At 71.7% G+C, this 23,987-nt stretch carries 22 protein-coding genes and 2 pseudogenes; 12 read left to right on the top strand and 12 right to left on the bottom strand.

Annotated elements, in window-relative coordinates; all coding sequences use genetic code 11:
• Window positions 1–17: 17 nt before the first annotated feature.
• Window positions 18–623 (bottom strand): DUF11 domain-containing protein, encoded by a 606-nt coding sequence (locus NI17_RS22545; RefSeq protein ID WP_068694151.1) that lies wholly within the window; start codon window positions 621–623, stop codon window positions 18–20.
• A 928-nt stretch (window positions 624–1,551) separates the two neighbouring features.
• Between NI17_RS22545 and NI17_RS22540 the strand changes: the two are divergent.
• Window positions 1,552–2,002, top strand: a pseudogene (locus NI17_RS22540) (helix-turn-helix domain-containing protein); the annotation flags it as partial.
• Window positions 2,003–2,050: 48 nt separating this feature from the next.
• On the opposite strand, the pseudogene NI17_RS24765 reads toward NI17_RS22540, so the two are convergent.
• The 3 genes and pseudogenes from NI17_RS24765 to NI17_RS22530 form a co-directional block, all read right to left on the bottom strand.
• Window positions 2,051–2,212 (bottom strand): annotated as a pseudogene (locus tag NI17_RS24765) (Scr1 family TA system antitoxin-like transcriptional regulator); the annotation flags it as partial.
• 66 nt (window positions 2,213–2,278) lie between these two features.
• Entirely contained in the window at window positions 2,279–2,962 is a 684-nt protein-coding gene (locus NI17_RS22535; protein ID WP_068694145.1) for an HAD family hydrolase, read from the bottom strand.
• Entirely contained in the window at window positions 2,959–3,801 is an 843-nt protein-coding gene (locus tag NI17_RS22530; RefSeq protein ID WP_068694143.1) for a GntR family transcriptional regulator, read from the bottom strand. The genes NI17_RS22535 and NI17_RS22530 overlap by 4 nt, the downstream gene beginning before the upstream one ends.
• 363 nt (window positions 3,802–4,164) lie before the next feature.
• Here NI17_RS22530 and NI17_RS22525 point away from each other — a divergent pair, with 363 nt between their 5' ends.
• From NI17_RS22525 to NI17_RS22515, 3 genes are all read left to right on the top strand, one after another.
• A complete protein-coding gene (locus NI17_RS22525) occupies window positions 4,165–4,635 on the top strand; it encodes a hypothetical protein (RefSeq protein ID WP_234402168.1) in 471 nt (156 codons plus the stop codon).
• Window positions 4,632–5,048: an ATP-binding protein gene (locus NI17_RS22520; protein WP_068694141.1), complete on the top strand. Its 417-nt coding sequence runs from the start codon at window positions 4,632–4,634 to the stop codon at window positions 5,046–5,048. Before NI17_RS22525 ends, NI17_RS22520 begins: the two co-directional genes overlap by 4 nt.
• 342 nt (window positions 5,049–5,390) lie before the next feature.
• Window positions 5,391–5,894 carry a helix-turn-helix domain-containing protein gene (locus NI17_RS22515; RefSeq protein WP_243597567.1) on the top strand — a complete coding sequence of 168 codons (504 nt, stop codon included), beginning with the start codon at window positions 5,391–5,393 and terminating at the stop codon, window positions 5,892–5,894.
• Between the two features lie 111 nt (window positions 5,895–6,005).
• Here the strand turns inward: NI17_RS22515 and NI17_RS22510 are convergent, their stop codons facing one another.
• The 5 genes from NI17_RS22510 to NI17_RS22490 form a co-directional block, all read right to left on the bottom strand.
• Window positions 6,006–6,713: a hypothetical protein gene (locus tag NI17_RS22510; protein WP_119268060.1), complete on the bottom strand. Its 708-nt coding sequence runs from the start codon at window positions 6,711–6,713 to the stop codon at window positions 6,006–6,008.
• Between the two features lie 24 nt (window positions 6,714–6,737).
• Window positions 6,738–8,159 carry a hypothetical protein gene (locus tag NI17_RS22505; RefSeq protein ID WP_068694139.1) on the bottom strand — a complete coding sequence of 474 codons (1,422 nt, stop codon included), beginning with the start codon at window positions 8,157–8,159 and terminating at the stop codon, window positions 6,738–6,740.
• 805 nt (window positions 8,160–8,964) lie between these two features.
• Window positions 8,965–9,444 carry a DUF3592 domain-containing protein gene (locus NI17_RS22500; protein WP_068694137.1) on the bottom strand — a complete coding sequence of 160 codons (480 nt, stop codon included), beginning with the start codon at window positions 9,442–9,444 and terminating at the stop codon, window positions 8,965–8,967.
• Window positions 9,445–9,531: 87 nt separating this feature from the next.
• Window positions 9,532–10,320 carry an SDR family oxidoreductase gene (locus tag NI17_RS22495; RefSeq protein WP_068694135.1) on the bottom strand — a complete coding sequence of 263 codons (789 nt, stop codon included), beginning with the start codon at window positions 10,318–10,320 and terminating at the stop codon, window positions 9,532–9,534.
• 137 nt (window positions 10,321–10,457) lie between these two features.
• Complete coding sequence (locus NI17_RS22490; protein WP_068694133.1) at window positions 10,458–11,453, bottom strand: NADPH:quinone oxidoreductase family protein; 996 nt, start codon at window positions 11,451–11,453, stop codon at window positions 10,458–10,460.
• A gap of 135 nt (window positions 11,454–11,588) precedes the next feature.
• On the opposite strand from NI17_RS22490, the gene NI17_RS22485 reads away from it, so the two are divergent.
• Window positions 11,589–13,217 (top strand): peptide chain release factor 3, encoded by a 1,629-nt coding sequence (locus tag NI17_RS22485; RefSeq protein WP_119268059.1) that lies wholly within the window; start codon window positions 11,589–11,591, stop codon window positions 13,215–13,217.
• Between the two features lie 76 nt (window positions 13,218–13,293).
• Here the strand turns inward: NI17_RS22485 and NI17_RS22480 are convergent, their stop codons facing one another.
• Window positions 13,294–14,091 carry a dioxygenase family protein gene (locus tag NI17_RS22480; RefSeq protein WP_119268058.1) on the bottom strand — a complete coding sequence of 266 codons (798 nt, stop codon included), beginning with the start codon at window positions 14,089–14,091 and terminating at the stop codon, window positions 13,294–13,296.
• A gap of 250 nt (window positions 14,092–14,341) precedes the next feature.
• On the opposite strand from NI17_RS22480, the gene NI17_RS22475 reads away from it, so the two are divergent.
• From NI17_RS22475 to NI17_RS22445, 7 genes are all read left to right on the top strand, one after another.
• Window positions 14,342–16,453: a HelD family protein gene (locus tag NI17_RS22475; RefSeq protein WP_119268057.1), complete on the top strand. Its 2,112-nt coding sequence runs from the start codon at window positions 14,342–14,344 to the stop codon at window positions 16,451–16,453.
• A gap of 183 nt (window positions 16,454–16,636) precedes the next feature.
• Window positions 16,637–17,539 (top strand): universal stress protein, encoded by a 903-nt coding sequence (locus NI17_RS22470; RefSeq protein ID WP_068690349.1) that lies wholly within the window; start codon window positions 16,637–16,639, stop codon window positions 17,537–17,539.
• Between the two features lie 123 nt (window positions 17,540–17,662).
• Complete coding sequence (locus tag NI17_RS22465; protein ID WP_084012549.1) at window positions 17,663–18,313, top strand: formylglycine-generating enzyme family protein; 651 nt, start codon at window positions 17,663–17,665, stop codon at window positions 18,311–18,313.
• A gap of 168 nt (window positions 18,314–18,481) precedes the next feature.
• Window positions 18,482–18,847: a hypothetical protein gene (locus tag NI17_RS22460; RefSeq protein WP_068690347.1), complete on the top strand. Its 366-nt coding sequence runs from the start codon at window positions 18,482–18,484 to the stop codon at window positions 18,845–18,847.
• Window positions 18,840–19,292: a hypothetical protein gene (locus NI17_RS22455; RefSeq protein ID WP_068690346.1), complete on the top strand. Its 453-nt coding sequence runs from the start codon at window positions 18,840–18,842 to the stop codon at window positions 19,290–19,292. Before NI17_RS22460 ends, NI17_RS22455 begins: the two co-directional genes overlap by 8 nt.
• Window positions 19,293–19,301: 9 nt before the next feature.
• Window positions 19,302–20,156: a sulfurtransferase gene (locus tag NI17_RS22450; protein WP_068690345.1), complete on the top strand. Its 855-nt coding sequence runs from the start codon at window positions 19,302–19,304 to the stop codon at window positions 20,154–20,156.
• Between the two features lie 313 nt (window positions 20,157–20,469).
• A complete protein-coding gene (locus NI17_RS22445) occupies window positions 20,470–22,209 on the top strand; it encodes a S1C family serine protease (protein WP_068690344.1) in 1,740 nt (579 codons plus the stop codon).
• Here NI17_RS22445 and NI17_RS22440 read toward each other — a convergent pair.
• Together NI17_RS22440 and NI17_RS22435 are read right to left on the bottom strand one after the other, a co-directional pair.
• Complete coding sequence (locus NI17_RS22440) at window positions 22,102–23,196, bottom strand: DMT family transporter (protein ID WP_068690343.1); 1,095 nt, start codon at window positions 23,194–23,196, stop codon at window positions 22,102–22,104. The two genes, NI17_RS22445 and NI17_RS22440, sit on opposite strands and share 108 nt — an antisense overlap.
• A 245-nt stretch (window positions 23,197–23,441) precedes the next feature.
• Window positions 23,442–23,885 carry a MarR family winged helix-turn-helix transcriptional regulator gene (locus NI17_RS22435; protein WP_068690338.1) on the bottom strand — a complete coding sequence of 148 codons (444 nt, stop codon included), beginning with the start codon at window positions 23,883–23,885 and terminating at the stop codon, window positions 23,442–23,444.
• Window positions 23,886–23,987: the final 102 nt, after the last annotated feature.

Genomic DNA, 23,987 nt, shown 5'->3' with positions numbered 1-23,987 from the left:
GGCCCTGCGGGGCGGGGTCATCTCACGGCGTGCTTTCCGCGGGGCCTGCGCGACCGGAGCAGGGCGAGGGCGACGGTCCCGGCCAGCAGGGCGATGCCGACCGCGATGGCGACCCCGGTGAGGAACGCCCGAACCGGGAACCCGGCGCCGTCCTGGGCGACCACCCGGGTCTCGTCGTCCTGGCAGACGAGGGGTTGGGGGTCGTCCTCGAATCCCGCGCAGACGGTGGTGGTCACGCTGTCCTGGTCGGGAACGGGCTCCTCCAGGGTGGCGGTGACCGTGCGCGTGGCCTCCTGCCCCGGGTCGAGGGAGATCCGCCAGACCACCGTGTCGCCCTCGACCACGCCCCCGCCGTCGGCCTCGTGGAAGTTCAGTTGGGCGGGCGCGGTCTGGGCCACGAGAAGGCCGGTGACGGCCTCGTCACCCTCGTTGCTCAGGGTGGCGGTGTAGGAGGTTTCCTCGCCGACGGTCAACCGGTCGCGGGAGTCGGTGACGGACACGGCGATCCCGCCGTTTCGGGCGGTGTCCTGCGGGGAGGGCGAGGGCGTGGCCTCGGTCGGCAGCAGGACGACCGCGCCGAGCGCACCGAGGAGCGCGGCGGTGGCGCTGTTCCGCACGATCATGCGCACCCCCCGACGTGTCCGGCCAGACAGCACGAGAGTAACGCAGAGTAGGCAAACTGGCCCGGGACGACACCGCAACGCCCCCAACCACCGATGACGCTGCTGTGTCAGGCGTCGGGGTGGCGGGTGGTGTGGCGGGCGGGCCCCGGGGAGGGCCGGTGAACAGGTCGCCGCGAGGTCACCGGTGGCGACAGGGCTTGACTGACTGAGGTGTGGGTGTTCGCTTCTGCGGTGGGCGCGGGGGTCCTCGCGGAGACACCGGGGAAGGCGAGGCATCCCACCTCGACCGTTCGGGGCGGGCCACCACGGGTTGGCGGCGACTGGTCGAGGCGCCCCCCGGCGCCGAGTCCAGGCGCGCCCTGCGGGCGGATCAGCCGAAAGAACACCGGCCACCCCAGGGGGCAGCGCCCTGTGGCACGGGACCGCCGTCGAGGATGCGGGTGGGTGGGGCCGTGTCCGGACTCGGCGCCCGGGGCGCCTCGACCGGCCACCGGCAGCCGGTGGTGTCCCGCTTCCGGAGGGTCCCTGTGGAATGCTTCAACCTCGCCAGGAGTGGCGGCGGAACCGTATCCGCCGCGGAATCCGACCATCAAACCTCGATGAGTCACCCCGGCCCTCCGCCGAAAGCCGCTCCCGTCGAAACAGCTTCCGGCACATCTCCAGCATGAACCAATAGATCTTGACAGAAGCGGCTCATGATCTGCGGTTTCAGGCCCACTCGTGTCAAGATCACGGCCGTTTCACAAGGCCTTGTCGGTGCGCTTTCGGTAGCTGTCCGGTCGCTGTGTCCGGGGCGGGTTGGCATGAGCGCGTGCCCCAGGTCTGGCAGCCTGGTGGTTGGTCTCGATCAGGACCACAAGAAGCCCCCGGCAACCACGTTCCTTGAGTTCTAGTGGTCGTTGCAACACCCCATCTCTGAAGGAGTGCGATGGACGACTTCGAGTTCGAGGTCCGCAAGATCCGATCACCACAGGGACGCAAGAAGCTCCAGAAGGAGCGAGCGGCGTATCTTGCCCTGGTGGCCAAGGGATACAGCACCAGCGAGGCGTGTCGGATCGTCGGGATCAACCGCAAGACCGGTTACCGGTGGCAGTTCGGCGTTGAGAAGACCAGGACCGGGCGCAAGGCCAACCAGCCTCCCGCCCGGCCTGGTCCCCTCCCCTCCGCGTCCGAACGAGGCCGCTACCTGTCCCAGGACGAGCGACTCCACATCGCCGACCTGCACCGCGAGGGCAAGACCCGTGCGGGCGATCGCCGCCGAGCCGGGACGGTCCCCCTCCACCATCAGCAGGGAGATCCGCCGCAACCGCTCCTACTACGCCGCTTCCAGGGTCCACGCCTACCGGCCCTACGCCGCCCAGGCCCGAGCCGAGAATCGTGAAGGCACCGCCCATGCCGGGGTGGAAACCCGCTGAGGTCGGAAGGACCTGGATTGTGATGGTCGGCCGGGCGGCCATGTTCAGTAGGTGCTCGATCTGGTTGTGTGCCAGCTCCCGATCGTGCGCGATCAGCAGTTCCAGCGCATGTTGTCCGATGGTCGCCCAGTACAGCGGAGCGTCCTCGCTGCCGAGGATCTGCTTGCGGAGCATGCGTGCCTGCACTCGTCGGTTGATCTCGTCCAGTCAGGTCTCCGCTGGTGTCAAGAAGCGTCATGGTCAGTTCTGTAGGGCGTGGGCGAGGTCGGTCATGTGGGTGATGACGGCCTGGCAGCCCAGTTCCTCGAACGCGGCCTGTTTGCCTGGTTGGTTGGCGTAGCCGAGCGCGCTCATGTCCAGGGCGTGGGCGGCCTGGATGTCGGTGGTGGAGTCGCCGACCATCAGGCACTCCCGATGAGGTGTGTCCAGTGCCGTGGCCGCCAGGACCAGCAGGTGCGGGTCGGGCTTCAACCGGTCCGGGGTGGTCTTGTCGCGTCCGAAGACCCCGGTGACCAGCTTCTCCAGGCCGTGCTTGGTGAGGAAGGCGCGGATGGCTTCAGGGGAGTTGTTGCTGACGACGGCGACCGGGCGCGCCTGGCGGGCGCAGGCGGTCAGGACCTCCACCGCTCCGGGTGTGGGAGTGGCGCAGGAGGCGGCGCGGATCTCGGCCCCGGCGAGGAACGCCTCGGCCGTGGGGTGGTGCTCGGGAGCGCGGCGGTGGAGTCGGCGCAGCAGCGCCAGCGGATCGTCCAGGTTTCGCAGCTCCGACGGCACGGGGATCGCGTGGGTGTCGAGGTGGTCGCACAGGTCCGCGGCGACCCGGGGTGCGGGGTAGGCGGAGAAGACGTCGCAGACCGGACCGTCGAAGTCGAGCAGCACCACGCGGGTCCGGCGGAGCAGAGCACACAGGTCGATACGGGTCATTCCGGGCGTCCTCTGGCGATCGTGCCCCAGACGCTGTCGAACCACAGCCGTGCCTGCGCCACGTACTGCGAAGCAACAGACTCGGGATCTTCGTCGTGGCTGTGATGGAAGAGGACAGCGTCGCGGCCCATGAGGTCGTAAATGTCGATCTTCTCCTGGTTGATGGTGACGGTGTTCTGGGTGATCGGATAGAAACCGAAGAACACTTCCTTCTGGTTGATGACGTAGAGCTTGAAACCCGGCGAAGTTGGATAGACGCGGGTCTCCACAGTGGCGCTCTCCACCAGTCCCAGTGTCTCCAGCTCACCGACGACATCCTCGATGGCCTGGGTGTAGCGCAGGATGATCCGGTGCATTCGCTTACGAATCTCGGGATCGTCTGCGCTGGTGTCACCCCGTGTGGGGACAGCCATCGGCACCGAGGTGTCGGGAACGAGGATGCGGATTCGGATGCTCTTGGGGGTTAGCCGTCCGTGGCGGACCTTGTCCAGCGGTTCCTGTAACGCGCCGTGGAGCGTTTCGGCGGACAGACCGGCGAAGTCGATGGTGACGGTCTCGCTGGCGAAGGCGCGTTCGATGTGGGGACGCAGACCGACTGGGCGGGAAACGCGCTCGCGTACATATACTCCGCGTCCCTGCTGGGAGATGACCAGACCCTCGTCACGGAGGATGCGGATGGCCTGTTGCACGGTCATCCGCGCCACTCCGTAGGTCTTCGCCAGTTCGGCTCCGGAGGGGAGTTTGTCTCCGGGGTGGAGTTTGCGGGTGAGGATGGCAGCACGCAGTGCGCCGGCGACCTGTTGGAACGGCGGGCGGGGGTCTTCGGGGTCGATGGCCATGAAGCCAGCTTAGAGAGCTTGCCTAGCCAGGCTAGAAAAAGCACGCCGGATTCCATCAGGATGCCTAGCATGGCTAGGCAACCTAGCCTATAGTGAATCCGGAGAGCGAACCCCGCTCACCGCATTGATAGTGCCAGCCCCAAGGCTGCATGTAGCGCTGTTCAGTACACAGAAGCGGCCCTGACCCGGTGCGCCAACACCGGATCAGGGCCTTAGCCCCCAACCTGCCGAAACCAGGTGGTGACTCATGAGTAAGGCTACTGCCCCGCCCGTGCCCGGATTGCGGCGAAGCGCCCGCGTCCGCCCCTACGTCCTCTCTGCCCAGGCCGCGCAGTCCGCTCCGGCCGGAAAGGCGGTGTCCCGGTGAACGCGCCCTCCGCGACCCTCCCCACGGCGATCAAGCGCGCGCCCGCCACGCGACGCTCCCCCTTCGGGGTGACGGGCCTCCTTCTCGGAATCGCCGTGCTGCTGCTGGCAGCCTTCCGCCCCGTTCCCGCCTCCCCCTCGCCTCGGCGGCGGCCGGTGGTCCACCGGCCCCGGCACGCCGCGCCGCCTCCCCGCCAGGCGCGGGCTATCCCGCCCCGTATCCCGGACTATGCGGCGTTCGCGGCGTGCGCCGAGGCGCACTCGGCCCGGTGGGAGACCACCTACGAGTACGGTTCGGCCTCTCCCTATCGGGCGCGCAACCGGGTCACCGGGCACGTGGTGGCCGTCAGCGACCTCGACCTGCTCGACCACATCCTGACCACCTACGAACCCCCGCACCCCGTGCGCGGCTACTACGGCCAACTCCGGGGACCGGTCCGCGCCCACGCGGCGGGAGCGGCGCGATGAGCGTGAGCTTCGCGGCCTTTCCCGGCCTGCCTCACAGTGTGGCCGCCGCCCGCCGGTTCGTCACCGGTGCGATCCGGTTGTGCCCGCACTCCACCGCCCCGGCCGAGGTGGTGGACCGGGCCGAGCTGATCACCTCAGAACTCTGCACGAACGCCCTGCGGCACACCCGCTCCGGCGACCCCGGGCAGACCTTCACCGTGTGGATACGGGTGGACGAACACGGCGTGCGCGGCGAGGTCCACACCGAGCCCGTCCGGCTGCCCCACGCGGTGCCGCACCTCGTGGACGCCCACCCGTTCTGCGAGTCCGGCCGGGGCCTGTTCCTCGTCGACCAGCTCGCCACCAAGTGGGGAACCCTCTCCCCGTGGGAGAACGGCGTGTACTTCCTGCTCGCCTGGCCCCAACCCCGGTGACGCTTCCTGACGCCGGGGGCCGGTTCTCCGCGATCCTCGGCCCCCGGCGTCGATCTCAACACCCGTTGTCCGCACCCCCGGTCGGGGGTGAGGGCCTGCGATCACCCGGCGGGACGTGCTTCGGCCGGGAGACCCGGCAACCCCCACCCAGGACCCGGGTTTCGGAGGGACGGAAAAGGCCATGTGCGCTCGGGGCTCTGCCCCCCGGCCACGGGCACGTCCCCATCCCTCCCCCACCCCCTGGGGAGGAGGCAGGCTGCCGCGCCTCGCGGCCGAAGCGCCACCCGCCACCCGCCACCCGACCGCGACCGTCCGCCCGCACCAACCCTCGGAAAGCCGCCCGTGCCCGCACCGCTGATCACCCGCGCCGCCCTCAAGGCCGCCATCACCGCCCGCGAACTCAACCCGCACCACCCGGTCTTCCCCACCGAGTTCTGGACGCATCCGGTCGTGGTCCGGGCCGTGGCCCGCCTCGACACCACCACCCTCATCCGCCAGGCCCGCACGCTGACCCCCATCACCCAGGAACAACTCGCCCACCTCACCGGACTCACCCAGGCCACCGTCTCGCGCATCGAACACGGCCGCACCCAACTCCGCGACCTCGACCGGATCCACACCCTCCTCACCGGCCTCGGCGCCCCTCAACCTCCAGCTCTGAGAAGAACCGATCCGCTGGACGGCTACACCGTCCGCGCCGTCATCGCCGACAACCCCGACGGCCACACCGTGGTCCTCCACGCCCCCACCCAATCGATCACCGAAGCCCTCACCCACACCCCCAAACCCGTAGCCACACCACTGCCCCCACCCCCCACCCACCCCGAATGGCCCCCACCCCGATAGCGGGGATCACCGCCGGCCTGGTGCGGAAAAGACGAAGCCCCCGCGTGGTCGCTGCCACGCGGGGGCTCCCGGGTCACCTTCCGGTTATCGCTGACCGGAGGCGGTCAACGGTCAGTTGCGCGCCTGGACCGGGCGGCGGGTCGCGAAGACCGTGATCGCGCCGATCCCGGTGATGACCGAGGCGCCCAGCACGAAGCCGCTGAGGTCGATACCGGTCACCGGCAGCTCCTCGTCGGCCTCGTCGTTCTCGCCGTCGTCGTCACCGCTGCCGCCACTGCCGCCGTCGGTGTCACCGTCGGTGTCATCGCCGCCGTTGTCGCCGCCCCCGTTGTTGCCACCGCCGTTGTCGCCACTGTTGCCCGGGTTCTTGTCGTCCGGGTCTTCACCGTTTCCCGGCTCCGGGGTGGGGCTGTTGCCCGGGTTCTCACCGGGCTCGGGCTCGGGCTCGGGCTCCGGTTCGGGCTCCGGCTCGGGCTCCGGCTCCGGTTCGGGCTCCGGCTCCGGTTCGGGCTCGGGCTCCGGCTCCGGTTCGGGCTCCGGCTCCGGCTCGGGGTTCGGTTCGGGCTCGGGCTCCGGCTCCGGTTCGGGCTCCGGCTCGGGGTTCGGCTCCGGCTCCGGCTCGGGCTCCGGCTCGGGGTTCGGCTCCGGCTCCGGGTTCTCGTCGTTGGAGGCGGCGGCGATGCTGGCCTGGAACTCGATCCCGAGGGCCTCCGCGGAGAGGTCGGCCGTCACCTCCTCGGCCGCGGCCGGGGCCGAGGTGAAGCCGAAGGCCAGCAGACCCGCGGCCGTCACGCCGATGGCGCGTGCTGTGTAGGACATGCGTCTCCTCACTGATTTGGGGGGTTAGCCCGGTAGAAGGGCGTAGAGGTTGGCGTCTGCCAGAACCACCGCGTTGCCGTCGAGCAGGCCCCACGGACGGGCGGTGTCCGGCTCCATGTTGGTGGTCTCTCCCGTGGCGTCCACGGCGACCTGGCGGTCGTCCAGTTCCCCGTAGACCACGTCGCCGGTGGCGCTGAGCGGAGCGAACCCGGACAGCACCCGGGTCTGCCCCGACTCCAGGTCGACCAGGATCGGCCCGTAGGCGGCCACCGTCTCTCCTTCGATCCAGGTGGCGTCGGCGAGCTCTCCCGCCGTGATCTCCGTCGCCGCGAAGACCGAACCGTCGCGGGAGTCGTGGACGGCCAGGACGACCAGGTCGTCCGCACCGCTCTGCCACCGCACGATGACGTACCTCTCGGAGGCGGTGATCACCCGGTCCAACCCGTCGGAGCCCTCCGGCTCCTCGATGGGGACCTCCTCGGGCTCCGCTCCGGGAGCGGTCCAGTACCAGGGGCCGTCGGCCGCGGCCAGGAGCACCTCGGACTCGTGGACGAGCATCCCTCCGGAACCGTCGGGCACCTCGACCTCGGCCAGTTCCCCGTCCCGGGGCACCATGGCCTCCCCGTCGTCGGTGGTGACCAGCGGGGCCGTACCGGCGAAGGTGACCAGGCCGTTCCCGGGCAGCGGGTACTCCTCGGGTTCGCCGCCGTCGGCGGGCCAGATCCACAGCGTGGAGGGTCCCGCGACCGCCACCCGGAGTTCCTCGTTCTCCGCGACGAAACGCACCGGTCCCTGGATCTCGGTGGGGTCCAGCGGGAGTTCGGCCTCCCACAGCCGCCCGCCCTCGGGACCGGCCACCGCGAGTTTCCCGTCGGCGCCGATGAACGCGACCCGGGTGCCGTCGTCGGCGACGGCCGGGCGGGTGCCGTCGGTGACCGGAATCCGCCAGACCGCCTCGGCGGAGAACCCGGGAGGGGCGGGCCTGGCCTCGAAGGGAACGGTCTCGACCGTCTCGGCCACCTCGCCCCCGACCATCGGGGAGTCGGCCCCGAGCCGGAAGACGACGACCCCGGCGACCGAGACCAGGACGACCACGAGCAGGACCGCGGCGGCGAGGACGAACACCCCGCGCCCCCTCTTCCACCGCTGTGTCCTGCCGGCGGAGGCCGGGGGCGAGGTCTCGGTGACTCCCCGGATGACGCCGCCCGGCAGCGCCTCCAGTCGGTGGGTACCGAACGCGTCGCGTGCCTCGACGAGCACGGGACGGCCGACGTGGGTGGCGTATCCCGCGACGTAGTCGAGCGCGGCACGGCGGGTGGCCTTGGCGTCGGCGCCGTGGACCACCTGTCGTCCGCCCTGGATGAGGACCTCGGCGCTCATGTCGTCGGGAGCGATGACGATGGTCACGAGTTCCGCTCCGGACCGCGGGATGTCACTGCCGCTCATGACACCTCCGGTCCGGATCGGGCGGCCAGGAACGGCACGCGCGGGAACACACCGCTGTCGGGGGACCGAAACGCTGTGGCCGTCACTGCTGCGAACCTGTCCGCGTACGGTACACGCGCCTCCCCGGATCTCGGGCAGGCGGAGCATGGCCGACCTGGGTCGACACTTCGTTGAGAGGGGCACTGGACGATGGGAGGACGTGCTCACCGACGGTTGAAATCATACCTGTCCGGAATTGCGGATTCCGGTGATTTGCAGAAGTCGGGATCGCCGTTGCGGGCCACGGGGAAAGACCACCGTCCCCTCTCTCCCAACATCCAGTAAACCCTTGTTGAACTGCGCAGACAAAGGGCGCGCAGCCATCGGGCGAGCACGCTGTCAACAAACCGATCCCACCTTTTCCGGCGCTGTGCAGCCTGTCTGTTCGGCACGACTGGCCACAATCGGCCTTTTGCGATCTGTTGTAAACCTGTCCGGAACCCGAGAAGGCGTTCAGGGCCACCGCATGGAAAACGGGAGGGCGGCGCACCGGTGCGCGCCGCCTCGGTCTCCATCGTCGTGCCCCGGTACAGGAACATATCGAACGTGCCGGTCTGGGACCCGTTACACCAACGAAGGAATCCGGTGACCGCGGCAGATGGGCGGGGGCGACACCCTGTGAGACGCCCGCCCCCGCCAAAAGGTTCACCTCATCGAGGTTTGCTGGTCGGATTCCGCAGCGGATGCGGTTCCGCCGCCACTCCCGGCGAGGCCGAGGCATTCCACCGCCCCCCGGACGGCCGGGGTGGAATACCCCACACCCCAGTCAGGACCGGCGCCGCCACAGCAGAATTCCGGCGCCCGCGGCGAGGGCGGCCCCGACCACCGCCGCCGCGATTCCCAGGTAGCGGAAGATGAGGAACGCGCCGGGTTCGGTGCTCTGCGCGGTGACGGGGGCGCCCGGCCGGTCGGGGTGGTAGGCGACCTGGAGCCGTTCGCCCTCGTCGTAGTCGGACGGGTTGAGCCCGCTCAGGGGCGCGTGCTCGATCTGCGTGCCGTCCTCTGTCCGATAGCTGACGTAGACGTCGACGTCGCTACTGCTGCTCCCGGTCGACGTCTTTCTGTGGTCGACGTCACGTTCGACGACGACCGCCTCGGCGCGGCCGGTGTGGTCGGTGTAGTCCGCATTGCCGATGAGCACGAAGATCACGCCGAGGAGGAGCAGGACCGCACCGAACCCGCCCATGACGGCGGGGCCGGTGTGTTCGCCGCTGTGGCGGGTGCCGGTACGGAAGGAGAACTTCATGGGGTTCCTCACACGGGGGCTTGGTCTGTGCCGGTTTCGACGCGGCCTCCCCCGTGGAGGTTCCTCCCGTGATCGGGGGTTGTGGTCTCAGTTTCCACTCTTCAGGCGGGCCCTGGCCCGGCGCATGCCCGAGAGCCAGCGGTCGCGGTCGGAGGCGCGGCGCTGCTCCATGACCGCGGCCTGGGGGTGCGGCAGGATGAGGAAGCGGCCCTCGGTCAGCGCCTCGACCACGGAGTCGGCCACGTCGGAGGGTTCGATGTAGTCGCCGCCCAGGCGGGTGGCGGCGTCGGGTCCGTCTCCGGCGGTCATGTCGGTGTTGACGCCGAGGGGGCACAGGCAGGAGACGTCGATTCCCTCCTCCCCGTGCCGGATCGCGAGCCATTCGGCGAGGGCGACCGCGCCGTGCTTGGTCACCGAGTAGGGGGCCGAGTCGATGTTGGTGAGCAGGCCGGCCGCCGAGGCGGTGATGAGCAGGTGGCCGCCGCCGCGCTCGATCATGCGGGGCAGCAGCAGGCGGGCGACGTGGACGTGCGCCTGGACGTGGACCCGCCAGGTGGTGTCCCACTCGGCGTCCGTGCCGAGCCCGCCGCCGGTGCCGACGCCCGCGTTGGAGCACCACAGGTCGATGGGGCTGTCCTGTTCGACTTCCTTGATCAGGGTGGCCACGGCCTCGGCGTCGGTGACGTCCAGCGCGTGTCCCCGGGCCCGCTCGCCCAGCTCGGCCGCTGCGGCCTCGGCGCGCTCCCCGTCCAGATCGGCGATCACCACACGCGCCGCCCCCTCTGCGAGGAAGCGTTCCGCGAGCGCGTAGCCGATGCCGTTCGCGCCCCCTGTGACGACGATCGTCCGATCGGGGAAGGTGAACGGTCTCCCCATGGGTTGTCCTCTCTTGTGACCCCTGTGGTCCGCCCACAGGTCAGTGCTTCGCGGCCCCGGAACCGGGGCCGCTGGGGAAGTGGCGGCCGGAAGCGGGCCGCCGCGGTTGGGGGAGGGTGGGGAGGAGCGGCTGCCGGTCAGTGGCCCGCGAGAGGCGTGGCCACCAGGCGTCCCACGGTGCTTCCGTCCGCGAGGCGCTGCACCCCGTCGGGCAGCTCCTCCAGGCTGAGGGTCTCGCTGACCGCGGGCTTGATCAGTCCCCGGTCGGCCAGGGCGGTGAGTTCCTCGTGGCACTCGGCCACCAGCGCGGGGTCGCGCTTGTTGTAGAGGCCCCAGTGCAGCCCGAGCAGCGAGTAGTTCTTGATCAGCGCGTGGTTGAGGCCGGGCGTGGGAATGGTGCCGCTGGCGAAGCCGATGATCAGGATGCGTCCCTCGAAGGCCACGCACTTGGTGGAGCGGGTGTAGGAGTCGCCGCCCACGGGGTCGTAGATGACGTCGGCGCCCCGCCCGTCGGTGGCCTCCTTGACCACGGTCACGAAGTCCTCGGTGTGCCGGTCGACGACGATGTCGGCGCCGAGTCTCCGGGCGTACTCGGCCTTGGCCCGCCCGCCGACGACTCCGATCACCCGCGCGCCGGCGGCCTTGGCCAACTGGATCGCGGCGCTGCCGACCCCGCCCGCGGCGGCGTGCACCAGGACGGTCTCGCCCTCGCGCAGCGCGGCCCTGCGGTGCAGCGCGAACCAGCCGGTCTGGTAGCCGATGAACAGCGCCGCGGCCTCCTCGTCGGTGAGCGCGGGCGGCGCCGGGAACACGCGGCCGATGTCCATGGGCGCGTACTCGGCGAAGGACCCCAGGGGCAGCACCGGGGCTCCGATCACGCGGTCGCCCTCGGCCACCGTGGTGACGCCCTCGCCCAGCGCGGCGACCTCGCCGCACAGTTCCACACCGGGGCTGAAGGGCAGCGGCGGCTTCTCCTGGTAGAGGCCGCGGCACAGGAGCGCGTCGGGGAAGTTGACCGCTGTCGCCCGCACCCGGACCACGACCTGTCCGGGGCCGGGCTCGGGGACGGGCACCTCCTCAAGGCGCAGCACGTCCTTGGGTTCGCCCAGTTCATGCACCCGCAGCGCTCTCACCGCTCACTCGCCTCCAACACACCCGGATACCGACTAGTCGGTTGTGAGTGAACCGTCTGCCGGGCTGTTTCGTCAAGGCGTGCTGCTCAGGGCGGGTGAGGTAGCCTCGCTCGGGGAACCGACGGGGAGAAGGATCTGGTGTCTGTCGCAGCGCATACCTCGGCCAGCAGGAACGATGTCACGGGCGAGGCGGGGCGGCGGCGTACGTTCGCGGTGATCTCGCATCCGGACGCGGGCAAGTCGACGTTGACCGAGGCCCTGGCCCTGCACGCGGCGGCGATCACCTCGGCCGGAGCCGTGCACGGCAAGGGCGACCGGCGGGGCGTGACCTCGGACTGGATGGACATGGAACAGGCCCGCGGCATCTCCATCACCTCCGCCGCACTGCGCATCGACTACGACGACCGGGTACTCAACCTGCTGGACACCCCCGGCCACGCCGACTTCTCCGAGGACACCTACCGGGTACTGGCCGCGGTGGACTGCGCGGTGATGCTGCTGGACTCGGCCAAGGGCCTGGAACCCCAGACCCTGAAACTGTTCGACGTGGCCCGCAACCGCAACATCCCGGTCATCACGTTCGTCAACAAATGGGACCGGCCCGGCCGCGAACCCCTGGAACTGCTCGACGAGATCGAGCAGCGCATCGGACTGCGCCCCACCCCCCTGAACTGGCCGGTGGGCATCGCCGGAGACTTCCGCGGCCTGATCGACCGCACCCGCGACAACACCTACACCCGACTGCACCGCACCCCCGGCGGCGCCACCCGCGCCCTGGAGCAGACCCTCGACCACGCCGCGGCCGCCGAACTGGAAGGCCCCGCCTGGCACCAGGCCACCGAGGAACTCGACCTGCTGGACGAGATCGGCGCCGACTTCGACGAGGCGTCGTTCCTGGCGGGCAGGTCCTCGCCCGTGCTGTTCGGCGCCGCCCTGCCCAACTTCGGGGTGTCCCACCTGCTGCGCACCCTCATCGACCTGGCCCCCGCGCCCTCGGCGCGCACCGACACCACCGGCGCGCCCCGCCCGGTGGAGGCGCCGTTCGCCGGATTCGTGTTCAAGATGCAGGCCAACATGGACAAGCAGCACCGCGACCGGATGGCGTTCGTACGCGTCTGCTCCGGCCGCTTCGACCGGGGCATGGTCCTCACCCACGCCGCCACGGGCCGCCCGTTCGCCACCAAGTACACCCAGGCGGTGTTCGGCAGCGAGCGCCACACGGTGGACACCGCCTATCCCGGAGACGTGATCGCGCTGGTCAACGCCCAAGCCCTGCGGGTGGGCGACACCCTCTACGACGGGCCGAAGGTGGAGTTTCCCCCCATTCCCAGCTTCGCGCCCGAGCACTTCGCGGTGGCCCGCGCCCTGGACTCGGGCCGCTACAAGCAGTTCCGCCGCGGCATCGCCCAACTCGACTCCGAAGGCGTGGTCCAGGTGCTGGTCTCCGACGTGCGCGGCGAACAGGCCCCGGTACTGGCCGCGGTCGGCCCACTGCAGTTCGACGTGGTACGCCACCGCATGGAACACGAGTTCCGCGCCCCGGTGGAACTGGCGCACCTGGACTACGGCGTGGCCCGACGCACCGACCCCGACTCCGCCCCCGTCCTGCACGGCCTGTCGGGCGCGGAGGTCCTGACCCGCCGCTCCGACAACGCGCTGCTGGTCCTGGTCCACAACAAGTGGCGCCTCAAGGTCATCCAACGCGACCACCCCACCCTGCTCATGGAACCCCTCCTCGCCGGAGGCATCGAAGAACAGAACTGACCTCGCGCCGGTCCTGACGCCGAAGACCGCCCGGGTGCGTCTCGCGGCCCGTGGCGGCGCGGTCGGCCCGTCGGCGTCAGTCGAACTGGAAGGCGCGCTTGGCCAGGCCGTACCAGAAGCCGTCGATGACGCTGCGGGCGGTCTCGGTGGTCTCGCCGCCCGCGCCCAGGGCGACGAACAGCGGGGCCAGGTGCTCGCTGCGCGGGTGCGCGACGGCGGCGGCCGGCGCCTTGGCCCGCCAGTCCAGCAGGGCGTCGATGTCCCCGGCCTGGGCGGCGCGGTTGGCCCAGTCGTCGAACTCGGCCGACCAGGACGGCGGCTCGCGGTCGGCGCCGAGGCTCATGTCGACGCAGGACAGGTTGTGGGTGAGGAAGCCGCTGCCCATGACGAGCACACCCTCGTCGCGCAGCGGGGCCAGGCGGCGACCCAGGTCGAACAACCGCCGGGGGTCGAGGGTGGGCATGGAGATCTGCAGCACCGGCACGTCGGCGTCGGGGTACATCTCCTTGAGCGGCACGTAGGCGCCGTGGTCGAGGCCGCGGGCGGGCTCGTCGGCGACCGGAACGCCGGAACCTCCGAGCAGTCCACGCACCGACTCGGCGAGCCGGGGCGCTCCGGGGGCGGGGTAGGTGACCCGGTAGTACCGCTCGGGGAAGCCCCAGAAGTCGTGGACCAGGGGGACCGTGGTGGTCGCGCCGATGGTGACCGGGGCGGACTCCCAGTGCGCGGAGACGATGAGGACCGCCCGGGGGCGCGGCAGCTCCGCGGCCCAGGAGGCGAACTGGCCGGTCCACAGCGCGTCGTCGGCCAGCGGAGGCGCCCCGTGGCCGAAGTAGAGCACGGGCAGCCGCTCCTGGACTTCCTCGGTTGCCATGAACCCTCCTTCGGCGGATGCGCACAACACCCGAAATCTATCCTGAAAAAATCTTCCTAGGAAGATTGTATGTGAAGGGCGCTCCTCCGACCATCCCGAGAACTCCCTTGTTTCCTCCCGGGACCTGGGATAGATTTCTTGGCTCGTTCGGGCGGCACACGTCCGCGTTGAGGATCGGCACGAACCGGCACCCCGGGGCGGGACCCGCGCACCGCCGCCTTCCACCGTCCCGCCGAACCAAGGTGCCGCCATGCCCGTTGCCGACCCCGGCCGTGCCCGCGACGCGTCTCCCGACGCCGAACTCCGCGCCGAGCGCGCCCACCTCGCCGCCTCCCGCGACGCACTGCGCCGCATGCGCGAGGACGTCCTGTCCACCGAGACCTCTCTGGGCGACGCCGTCGCCGACAAGGTCACCAACGAGGTGCTGCGCCAAGCCCGCGCCGCACGCGCCGAAGCGCTCGTCGACCTGCCGGACGTGCCGCTCTTCTTCGGCCGCATGGACTACCCGCCCGGAGCGGTCTACGAGGCGGTCCCGGGAGAGGCGCCCACCGCCACCCGCACCCCCGACGCCGACCGGGTCTACGTCGGCCGCCGCCACGTCCACGACCGCGATGGCGACCCGATGGTCCTGGACTGGCGCGCCCCCGTCTCCACCGCCTTCTACCGGGCCACCCCCGACACCCCCATGGGGGCGCGGCTGCGCCGCCGCTACGGCTTCTCCCCCACCGCCGAACTCACCGCCTTCGAGGACGAACCCCTCACCCGGGAGGCGTCCGGCGCCGGCGGCGGCAGCCTCCTCGCCGAGGAGATCGAACGCCCCCGCTCCGGCCCCATGCGCGACATCGTCGCCACCATCCAGCCCGAACAGGACGACCTCGTGCGCGCACCGCTGGAGCGGTCGCTGTGCGTGCAGGGGGCGCCCGGCACCGGCAAGACCGCGGTGGGCCTGCACCGCGTCGCCTACCTGCTGTACGCCGAACGCGAGCGACTGGAGCGCCGCGGCGGAGTCGCCATCGTGGGACCGAACCGCTCGTTCCTCTCCTACATCCGCAACGTGCTTCCCGCGCTCGGTGAGGTCGACGTACGCCAGACGACCGTGGCCGACCTGCTCGGCGCGGTGCCGGTGCGGCGCGCGGAGCCCTCGGAGGCCGCCCTGGTCAAGGGCGACGCCCGGATGGCCGAGGTGATCCGCCGGGACCTGTGGTCGCGACTGCGCGAACCGGTCGAACCGCTGCTGGTGCGGCAGGGATCGCGCCGCTGGCGGCTGTACCCCGACGAGATGGCGGAGATCGTCGCCGAACTGCGTGGTCGCGGCGTCTCCTACGGGGCGGGCCGGGAGCTGCTGGCGCACCGGCTCGCGCACGCCGTGCTCGTCCTCATGGAGGGGGCCGGGCAGGTGTGCGACGACCGCACCCACGACCGGGTGCGCCGCGACCGCGCGGTGCGCGCCGCCGTCCAGCAGATGTGGCCCCGGGTGGAACCGGTCCGCCAGGTGCTGGAACTGCTCACCGACCCCGACCGGATGGCCGAGGCCGCGGACGGGTTGCTGACCCCCGACGAGCAGGCCGCCGTCATGCTGCCCGGACGGCCGCGCGGTCCGGGCTCGGCCCGGTGGTCGCTGTCCGACCTGGCCCTGATCGACGAGACCGCCGGACTGGTGGAGCGCCCCGCCTCGCTGGGCCACGTTGTCGTCGACGAGGCCCAGGACCTCACGCCCATGCAGTGCCGCGCGATCGGGCGGCGCGTGGCGGGCGGCTCGGTGACGGTGCTGGGCGACCTCGCCCAGGGGACCGTCCCGGGGGCGGTCGAGGACTGGGAGACGCTCCTGACCCACCTCGGCACACCCGACGCCCGGCTCAGCGAACTGGTCCGGGGGTACCGGGTCCCGGCGCAGATCATCGACTTCGCGGCCCGGCTGCTGCCGCGGACCGCCCCCGGCCTGGCCAGACCGGTCGCCTTCCGGCAGGCTCCCGGATCGCTCACCCTGCTCCCGACCGAGAGGGCCGACCTCACCGGCACGGTGCTGCGGGCGTGCCGCACCGAACTGGCGCGGGAGGGATCGGTCGGGCTGATCGCGGCCGACGCCGCGGTCGCCGACCTGCACCGGGCCGCGGTCGGGGACGGACTGCCCGCCGCGCTCCTGGGCGAGACCGAGGAGGCGATGGCGGCCGCCCGCCTGGTGTGCGTGCCCGCGAGCCTGGCCAAGGGACTGGAGTTCGACGCGGTGGTCGTGGTCGAGCCGGCCGCCGTCGTCGCGGCCGAACCGCGCGGCCTGCACCGCCTCTACGTGGTGCTCACCCGCGCGGTCTCCCGCATGACCGTGGTCCACGCCGAACCGCTGCCGGAGCCGCTGACCGGCTGAACCGCGCCCCGGCGGGGGCTTCAGGTGATCTCCACCCCAGGGGGTCCTGCGGCCTCAGCCCCGGTGGGGGCTTCGGTCGGCTGGTGCGCGACCGCTCCGTTCCCGGGCCGCGGGGCCGCCTCTGAAACGCCGCCCCTCGGGTAACAGCACTGACGTGGCACGGCGAAAGTGAGGTAAAAGCACATGGAACACAGTGGGCCGGGCTGGGTCGTCGTCGGGGTCGACGGTTCCGACTCCAGTAGGCACGCGCTCGAATGGTCGGCTCGGGAGGCGCGCTCACGCGGTGCGGGGCTGTGGATCGTCACGGCCCTGGAGATCGCCGATCCGCAGGATCCGTTCGCCGGTCCGGTCGCCCCCGCGGACGTCGAGGAGTCGCCGCAGTTCAGGGAGGGCCAGGCACTGCTGGACTACGCCGAGCGGTGGGTCGGGCGGCTCTACCCGGAGTTGGAGGTGCGGTCCCGGCTGGTGCTGCGCAGTCCGGCCGAGGCCCTGCTGGAGGCCGCCGAGGAGCCGGGGGCGGCGGTGGTCGTCGTCGGCTCGCGGGGACGCGGCACCCTCGCGTCGGCCTTCGCCGGATCGGTGGGGGTGGAACTGGCCGCGCACTCGCCGGTGCCGGTGGTGGTGCTGCCCAAGCGGCACGAGGTCGCGGCGGGAACGCGGGAGCGTGTCGTGGTCGGCATCGACGGCTCGTCCGCCAGCGAGAACGCCGTCGAGTTCGCCTTCGCCGAGGCCGCCCGGCGCGGCACCGAACTGGTGGCGGTGTGCGCCTGGCAGCCCATCACGGCCTTCGCCCTGACGATGGGACCGCTGCCCGCCGAGGTCTTCGACGAGGACCCCGTCGCCGAGTCCGCCCGGCAGACCCTGGAGGAGGCCATCGCCGCCCCGCGGGAGCGCTACCCCGGCGTGCTGGTCAACGTCCGCACGGTCCGCTCCCACCCGGCCGCCGCCCTGCTGGAGACCGCCACCCCCACAGACCTGATCGTCGTCGGCTCCCGGGGCAGAGGAGGCTTCACGGGCCTGCTGCTGGGTTCGGTGAGCCAGTCGGTCCTCCACGGCGCCCACGGCCCGGTCGCGGTGGTCCGCTAGCCGCCGGGCACGCTGCTCCGCCACGGAGCGCGGCACGGTCGTCCTCCGGTGCCGGAGGTGACCGCGGCGCCGCATCGGCGCGCGGTAGGGTCGTCGCCCGTGGACACGGACACGAGCGACGAGATGGTCGACCTCCCGGCGGGGCGGGTGACGCTGTCGGACCGCCGGACGCGGCGCAGGTGGTCGGTCGAACTCGCGCCGTACCGGATCGCCGCGTTCCCGGTCACCCAGGAGCGGTACGCGCGGGTCACCGGCGAGTGTCCGAGCACCGCGCGGGGCGACCGGCTGCCCGTCGAAGAGGTCTCCTGGTGGGACGCGGTCCGGTTCTGCAACGCCCTGTCCCGGCACGAGGGGCTGACGCCCGCGTACCGCCCGCGCGCCGACGTCGAGGAGGTCGAGTGGGACGCGTCGGCCGACGGGTACCGGCTGCCGACCGAGGCCGAATGGGAGTACGCCTGCCGCGCCGGCACGACCGGCCCCCGGTACGGGCCGCTCGACGAGATCGCCTGGTACCGCCGCAACTCCGACGAGCGGATCCGCCCGGTGGGCGGCAGGCGGCCCAACGCGTGGGGCCTGTACGACATGCTGGGCAACGTCTGGGAGTGGTGCTGGGACCGCTACGACGCCGAGGTCTACGGCACCTACCGCGTACTGCGCGGCGGCGGATGGTTCGACGAGCACTGGAGCTGCCGGGCCTCGGTGCGCCGCCGCAGCCACCCGACCTTCCGGACCGACGACGTCGGGTTCCGCGTCGCGCGTTCGGAGCACCGGTGAGCGCGACGGGAACGGCCTGTTCCCGCGGACGGTCCCGGTCCCTCCCGCGCCGGGACCGCCGTTGTCCGGGAGGGCCGGGGAGGACCCGCCCGCACCGTGTACTACATTGCGTAGCAGCAGTAGGGCGTACCTGCGGGAAGGTGGACGGGACAATGCGCGGAGCCGGTCGTGGTTGACGCGTGGACCACGGTCGTCCAGACGGCGTCGCTGGCGTTGGCCGCCTGGTGTGGGATCTCGGCCTTCCGGGCGCAGCCGATGCTGGTGCCGCACCTCATCGGCATCGCGGTGCTGGAGGTGCTGCTGCTGGTGCAGCTCGTGCTGTCGATCGTGCTCCTGGTGGAGGGGCCGCGGCCGAACGACACCGTCACCTTCGTCAGCTACCTCGCCGCCCTGGTGCTGATCCCCCCTGCCTGCGCGATGTGGGGACTCATGGAGCGCAGCAGGTGGGGTACCGCGGTCATCGCGTTCGCCTGCCTCATTCTGCCGGTCATGATGGTCCGGCTCGAACAGATCTGGAACCCGCCCGTTGTCTGAGACCCTGCGCGACGCCCCCCGCACCACGCGGACCAGCGGCCCCGGCCGGCTGCTGGTCGCCGTCTACGCCCTGTTCGCGGTGGCCGCGACGGGCCGCTCCACGGTGCAGATCCTCACCCGTTTCGAGGAGGCCCCGCTGGCCTACTCGCTGTCGGCGCTGGCCGCCGCCGTCTACATCGTGGCGACCGTCGGGATCGCCGGCACCGGACGCGCCTCCTACCGGGTGGCGCTCGCCTGCTGCACCACCGAGTTCGTCGGCGTGGTCTCGGTCGGCCTGTTCACCCTGCTGGTGCCCGAGGCGTTCCCCGACGACACGGTCTGGTCGCTGTTCGGCATGGGCTACGGGTTCGTGCCGCTCGTCCTGCCGGTCCTCGGCCTGCTGTGGCTGCGCCGCTCCCGTCCGCGGGCGGGCGAACCCGCCGGAAACCCGGCCAATCCCGGATAGCCTGGGAGCATGGAACGCTCCGAGCCCGCCCCCTCGCCCTTCCCGGTGGTCGTCACCGCCGACTGGCTGCGCGCGCACCGGGACGAGGTCGTGCTCGCCGACGTGCGCTGGTACCTCGACGGACGTTCCGGACGGCGGGCCCACGCCGAGGGGCACCTGCCCGGAGCGGTGTTCGTGGACGTCGACGCCGACCTGGCCGCTCCCGCGAGTCCCACGGGCGGACGGCACCCGCTGCCCGACCCCGTCGACTTCGCCGCGGCGCTGTCCCGGTTGGGCATCGGCGACGACACCACGGTCGTGGCCTACGACGACGCGGGCGGCTCCACGGCGGCGCGCCTGGTCTGGGCGCTGCGCGTGCTGGGCTCGCGGGCCGCGCTGCTGGACGGCGGCATCCAGGCGTGGCGGGGGCCGCTCGAACCGGGAGAGGTGGCGCCGACCCCCCGCACCCGCACCCCCGTCCCGTGGCCCGCGGACCGCGTCGCCGACACCGCGGCGGTCCGGGCGCAACTCGGCGACCCCCGGCACCTGCTGCTGGACGCCCGGATCCACGGCCGGTTCAGCGGCGCGTCGCCCGCCCCGGTCGACCCGCGCCCCGGGCACATCCCCGGCGCGCGCAGCGCCGCATGGCAGGGCAACCTCGACTCCGAGGGCCGCTTCGCCGCGCCCGAGGCGCTACGGGCGCGGTTCCGCGCCCTCGGCGCGGACACCGCCGAGAGCGTCACCGTCTACTGCGGCTCCGGGGTGACCGCCTGCCACGACCTGCTGGCGCTGGAGCACGCCGGTTTCGGCGGGGCCCGACTCTACCCGGGATCGTGGAGCGCGTGGGGGGCCGACGACTCCCTACCTGCGGAGACCGGGGACTGACAGGTGTTTTTCACGCCATTTCGGGCACGCGTCCGTCAGGCGGCCGTTCGCTGATCCGGGGAACGGCCACGGGGGTGGCTCCGGCTCTCGTGGCCGGAGGCGCGGATCGGTGGACGGCCCCACGGAAGACCCGCCGGGGCGAGGGCTCCTCCTGGAAGGACCTCCCCTGCCGGAGCGCGCCGAGAGCGGGCGGACGGTCCGTGTCCGACCTCGGCGAACCGTTCGAAACCGGGCCTTTCCACTGTCTCACCGTGTTCTAACCCTGGGTGCCGATTCTGAAGACACAGCAACAGATGTCCGGAAGGAAACTCGAATGAGCGCGATCGACCGCGGTAGCGGTTCTTCCATGGAAGAACCAGAACGCCCCGTGGGCCCGCAGGCCGACGCCGACGGCCGGGAGAACGTCACGGACACCGGGGCTGGTGAGGCGAGCGGCTCCACCGCCCGGAGCGAGGTCCCGCCCTCCTCCTCGGACGCCGCCCCCGCGGCCGATCCGCACCCGGGACAGCAGCGGGAGACGCCCGAGGTCAGAAGGTCCGAGGTGCCGCTGCGTCCCGCACGCCACCAGGGACCCTTCGCGCCGGGCCACACCGCCCACCAGCCCGGCCCGGGACAGCACGCTCCCGGACAGCCCGGCCCCGACCAGTCCGCTTCCGGCCCGCCCCCTTCGGGACAGCACCCGTCCGGGCCGTTCGGCTCCGGCCAGCACGCCTCCGGTCCCCACTCCTCCGGACCGCACGCGCCCGCCCCGTCCTCCGAGTGGGCCCGCCAACCCGAGTGGTTCGAGCGGGCCACCGCCCACCAGGTCCAGGGGCACCAGCAGCACACCGGAGGCTGGGCCACTCCGTCCCCGCGGGGAGCGTTCTCCTCCCACGGTGGGGGCTTCCCGCCCCCGCCGCACGACGCCCCCGCGATGCCCGGCGCCGCTCCGCCGGAGACGGGTCAGCGGCGCCGCGGCCGGGTCGTCCTGGTCGCCGCCGCGACCGCGCTGCTCACCAGCCTGGTGGTCGGCCCGGCGGCTTCCGTGGCGACCGCCTACCTCGTCGACGGCGAGACGACGAACAGCACCTCCTCGACATCGGCGGCGACGGGCGACGTCAGCAGGGTCGCGGACAAGGCCCTGCCGAGCGTGGTGTCCATCTCCACCGCGGAGGGCGGCGGCAGCGGATTCATCATCAGCTCCGACGGCCTGATCGTCACCAACAACCACGTCGTGTCCGGCACCGGGGAAGTGACCGTGGCGTTCAACGACGGCTCCCAGGCCGAGGCCACGACCGTCGGCACCGACCCGGTGTCCGACCTGGCGGTGATCCAGGCCGAGGGCGTGTCCGGACTGACCCCGGCCACCCTGGGCGACTCCGACCAGGTGGCCGTCGGCGCGAGGGTGGTGGCCATCGGCGCCCCGCTGGGACTGTCGGGGACCGTCACCTCCGGCGTGATCAGCGCCCTGGAACGGCCGGTCAACACGGGAGTCAGCGGACAGCAGCCGGACAGCCCCTTCACGCTGCCCCCCGAGGGGGAGCAGGACGAGCCGCAGGCCACCACCTCGACGGTCATCGACGCGATCCAGACCGACGCGCCGATCAACCCCGGCAACTCCGGCGGCCCGCTGATGAACATGGACGGCGAGGTCATCGGAATCAACACGGCGATCGCGACGACGAGCGGCGGCGGGCTGACGCAGTCGGGCTCCATCGGTCTGGGCTTCGCCATCCCGATCAACCAGGCCAAGCCCACCATCGACGAACTGGTCACGACGGGCGAGGCCACCTACGCGGCGATCGAGGCGGCCGTCACCGTGGCCGAGGACGGCTCGGGCGCGGAACTGGTGGACGTGACCCGTGGCGGCGCGGCCGACCAGGCGGGACTCCAGGCGGGGGACGTCATCGTCGGGGTCGGCAACCGTGCGGTGACCGATCCCAACGTGCTCATCGCCGAGATCCGCTCACACCGGCCCGGAGACACCGTCACCGTCACCTACGAGCGTGACGGAAGGACCGCCGAGGCCCAGGTAACGCTGTCCGCCCAGTCCAGTTCCGACATCGGGAACTGACCACGACCGCGGTGTCCCGTCCGGGGCGCCGTACGTCCTCCCCGGCTGTCCGTTGCCGAGGCCCGCATCCGCCGGCCGGGGAGAGCGCCGCGGGCCGCCGCTCACGGGGGAGAGCGCGGCCCGCGGTTTTCCCGTCTTCGGGGCGTGGCCCGCGGAGGAGCGGGCCAGCGTCACGGTTCCCGCCACGACGCTCACACCGGACAGTGCCATCGCGGCGACGGCGAACCCCCCGGTGGGCAGCGTCTCGCCCAGCAGCGCCACCCCGATCACCATCGCCATGAGGGGGTCGCTGATCAGCATGGTGGCGTAGGCCAGGGCGAAGTGACTGGTGCGGTAGGAGTTCTGCACCAGCAGCGCCCCGCACAGCGCGATGACCAGGGTGACCAGGGTGAGCGGACGGATGGCGGTCAGCGGGTCGTCCACCGCGGCGATCCCGATGATCCTGGTCAGGGCGGAGACCGCGGCGAAGCTGATCCCTCCGGCGAGCGCGAGCGCCCAGGAGCGCAGCGCGCCGGAGGCGAAGCGGGCCACGGCGAGCCCGAGGAGCATGACGGTCCCCGTGGCCGCCGGAAGCACCAGAGTGGTGTGCGCAGGCGGTTCGGCGGGCGGCTCGGGATGCTTCGACAGCACCATCACCAGGACGACGAGGCCGAGGGTCACCGCGAGGCAACCGGTGACCTGCGTTCCGGTGGGGCGGCGCCGGTGCAGCACGGCCGAGGCCACCACGGCGCAGAGCAGGCCGCTGATGCCGATGGGCTGGACCACCGTCAGCGGCGCCTGGCTCAGGGCCCAGGCGTGGGCGATGAGGCCGACGCCGCTGAGTGCGCTCCCCGCCAGCCACACGGGGTTGCGCGCCAGGCGGAGCAGCAGCCGGAGCTGGCCGCCCCCCACCGCCGGAGCGGCCACCAGAATGGCCCGTTCCTGCAGCGCCGCGCCGGCCGCGAAGGCGACCGCCCCGATGGCGGCCGCGATGATGGCCCCCGTCATATACCAGCCCCTTGCCTGTACTCGGTGCACGGCGAACGACGCTCGCGGTGGGACATGCCGATGGTCGCGGCTGTCGGTGCGCGGCGACCCCGGTGATCACTCCCCGTGTCGGGCGAAACCGAACAGACCCGGTAAGGGGGATCAAGGTGGAGAGTACTGGTTTGGGCGACCCGTGCGACACCTCAACTCGGGAACTTCCCGGAAATAGCAGGAACGACCTGCGGAAACCACGGAAAGCGAGCGGGTCACAGCCGACCGGTGAGATCCCGCATGGTGTGGAGGAGTTCGATGAGCACGGGGCGCAGCCGCGGCTCCACCTCCTGGAAGAGGTCGTGCAGCCGGGCGCGGACACGGGCCTGGTGCGCGTCGAGCGCGCGCATGCCCTCCTCGGTGACGGTGACGACGGTGGCGCGCTCGTCCTCCTCGGAGCGGCGGCGCCGCACCATGCCCTTGCGCTCCAACTGCTGGAGCATGCGGGTGGCCGACGGGGAGGAGATTCCGGCCGCGTGGGCGATCTCACCGACCGTGGGATGGCCGACGCCGACAGCGGTCTCCAGCAGCAGGGCCTGGGCGAGGGTGAGACCGGGTTCCGTGGTGGCCTGAGCGCGCCCCCTGGCACGGGCGACCGCCCGCACCAGCTCCCCCCACGCGTGTGAGAACTCCGCGAACTCGGCGTCGCTGCGCTCCACCTCTGACTACCTCACTCGACAGCCACTCCGTGCTTGTGGATAGCCTAGCTACTAAATAGGTAAAACACCTAAAAAGCAGCGGCAAACCGATCGTTGTGAGGG

The sequence above is a fragment of the Thermobifida halotolerans genome (genome assembly GCF_003574835.2).
Classification (GTDB): Bacteria; Actinomycetota; Actinomycetes; order Streptosporangiales; family Streptosporangiaceae; genus Thermobifida; species Thermobifida halotolerans.
Note: the sequence above shows the minus strand (reverse complement) of the source record. Positions and strands in the feature narration are given on the sequence as shown.

Excerpts from the sequence above, each read along its gene's own strand:
- NI17_RS22545 (WP_068694151.1), bottom strand. The coding sequence starts at position 623 with ATGATCGTGCGGAACAGCGCCACCGCCGCGCTCCTCGGTGCGCTCGGC.
- NI17_RS22535 (WP_068694145.1), bottom strand. The coding sequence starts at position 2,962 with ATGACCCGTATCGACCTGTGTGCTCTGCTCCGCCGGACCCGCGTGGTG.
- NI17_RS22530 (WP_068694143.1), bottom strand. The coding sequence starts at position 3,801 with ATGGCCATCGACCCCGAAGACCCCCGCCCGCCGTTCCAACAGGTCGCC.
- NI17_RS22520 (WP_068694141.1), top strand. The coding sequence starts at position 4,632 with ATGAGCGTGAGCTTCGCGGCCTTTCCCGGCCTGCCTCACAGTGTGGCC.
- NI17_RS22510 (WP_119268060.1), bottom strand. The coding sequence starts at position 6,713 with ATGTCCTACACAGCACGCGCCATCGGCGTGACGGCCGCGGGTCTGCTG.
- NI17_RS22505 (WP_068694139.1), bottom strand. The coding sequence starts at position 8,159 with ATGAGCGGCAGTGACATCCCGCGGTCCGGAGCGGAACTCGTGACCATC.
- NI17_RS22500 (WP_068694137.1), bottom strand. The coding sequence starts at position 9,444 with ATGAAGTTCTCCTTCCGTACCGGCACCCGCCACAGCGGCGAACACACC.
- NI17_RS22495 (WP_068694135.1), bottom strand. The coding sequence starts at position 10,320 with ATGGGGAGACCGTTCACCTTCCCCGATCGGACGATCGTCGTCACAGGG.
- NI17_RS22480 (WP_119268058.1), bottom strand. The coding sequence starts at position 14,091 with ATGGCAACCGAGGAAGTCCAGGAGCGGCTGCCCGTGCTCTACTTCGGC.
- NI17_RS22475 (WP_119268057.1), top strand. The coding sequence starts at position 14,342 with ATGCCCGTTGCCGACCCCGGCCGTGCCCGCGACGCGTCTCCCGACGCC.
- NI17_RS22470 (WP_068690349.1), top strand. The coding sequence starts at position 16,637 with ATGGAACACAGTGGGCCGGGCTGGGTCGTCGTCGGGGTCGACGGTTCC.
- NI17_RS22465 (WP_084012549.1), top strand. The coding sequence starts at position 17,663 with ATGGTCGACCTCCCGGCGGGGCGGGTGACGCTGTCGGACCGCCGGACG.
- NI17_RS22450 (WP_068690345.1), top strand. The coding sequence starts at position 19,302 with ATGGAACGCTCCGAGCCCGCCCCCTCGCCCTTCCCGGTGGTCGTCACC.
- NI17_RS22445 (WP_068690344.1), top strand. The coding sequence starts at position 20,470 with ATGAGCGCGATCGACCGCGGTAGCGGTTCTTCCATGGAAGAACCAGAA.
- NI17_RS22440 (WP_068690343.1), bottom strand. The coding sequence starts at position 23,196 with ATGACGGGGGCCATCATCGCGGCCGCCATCGGGGCGGTCGCCTTCGCG.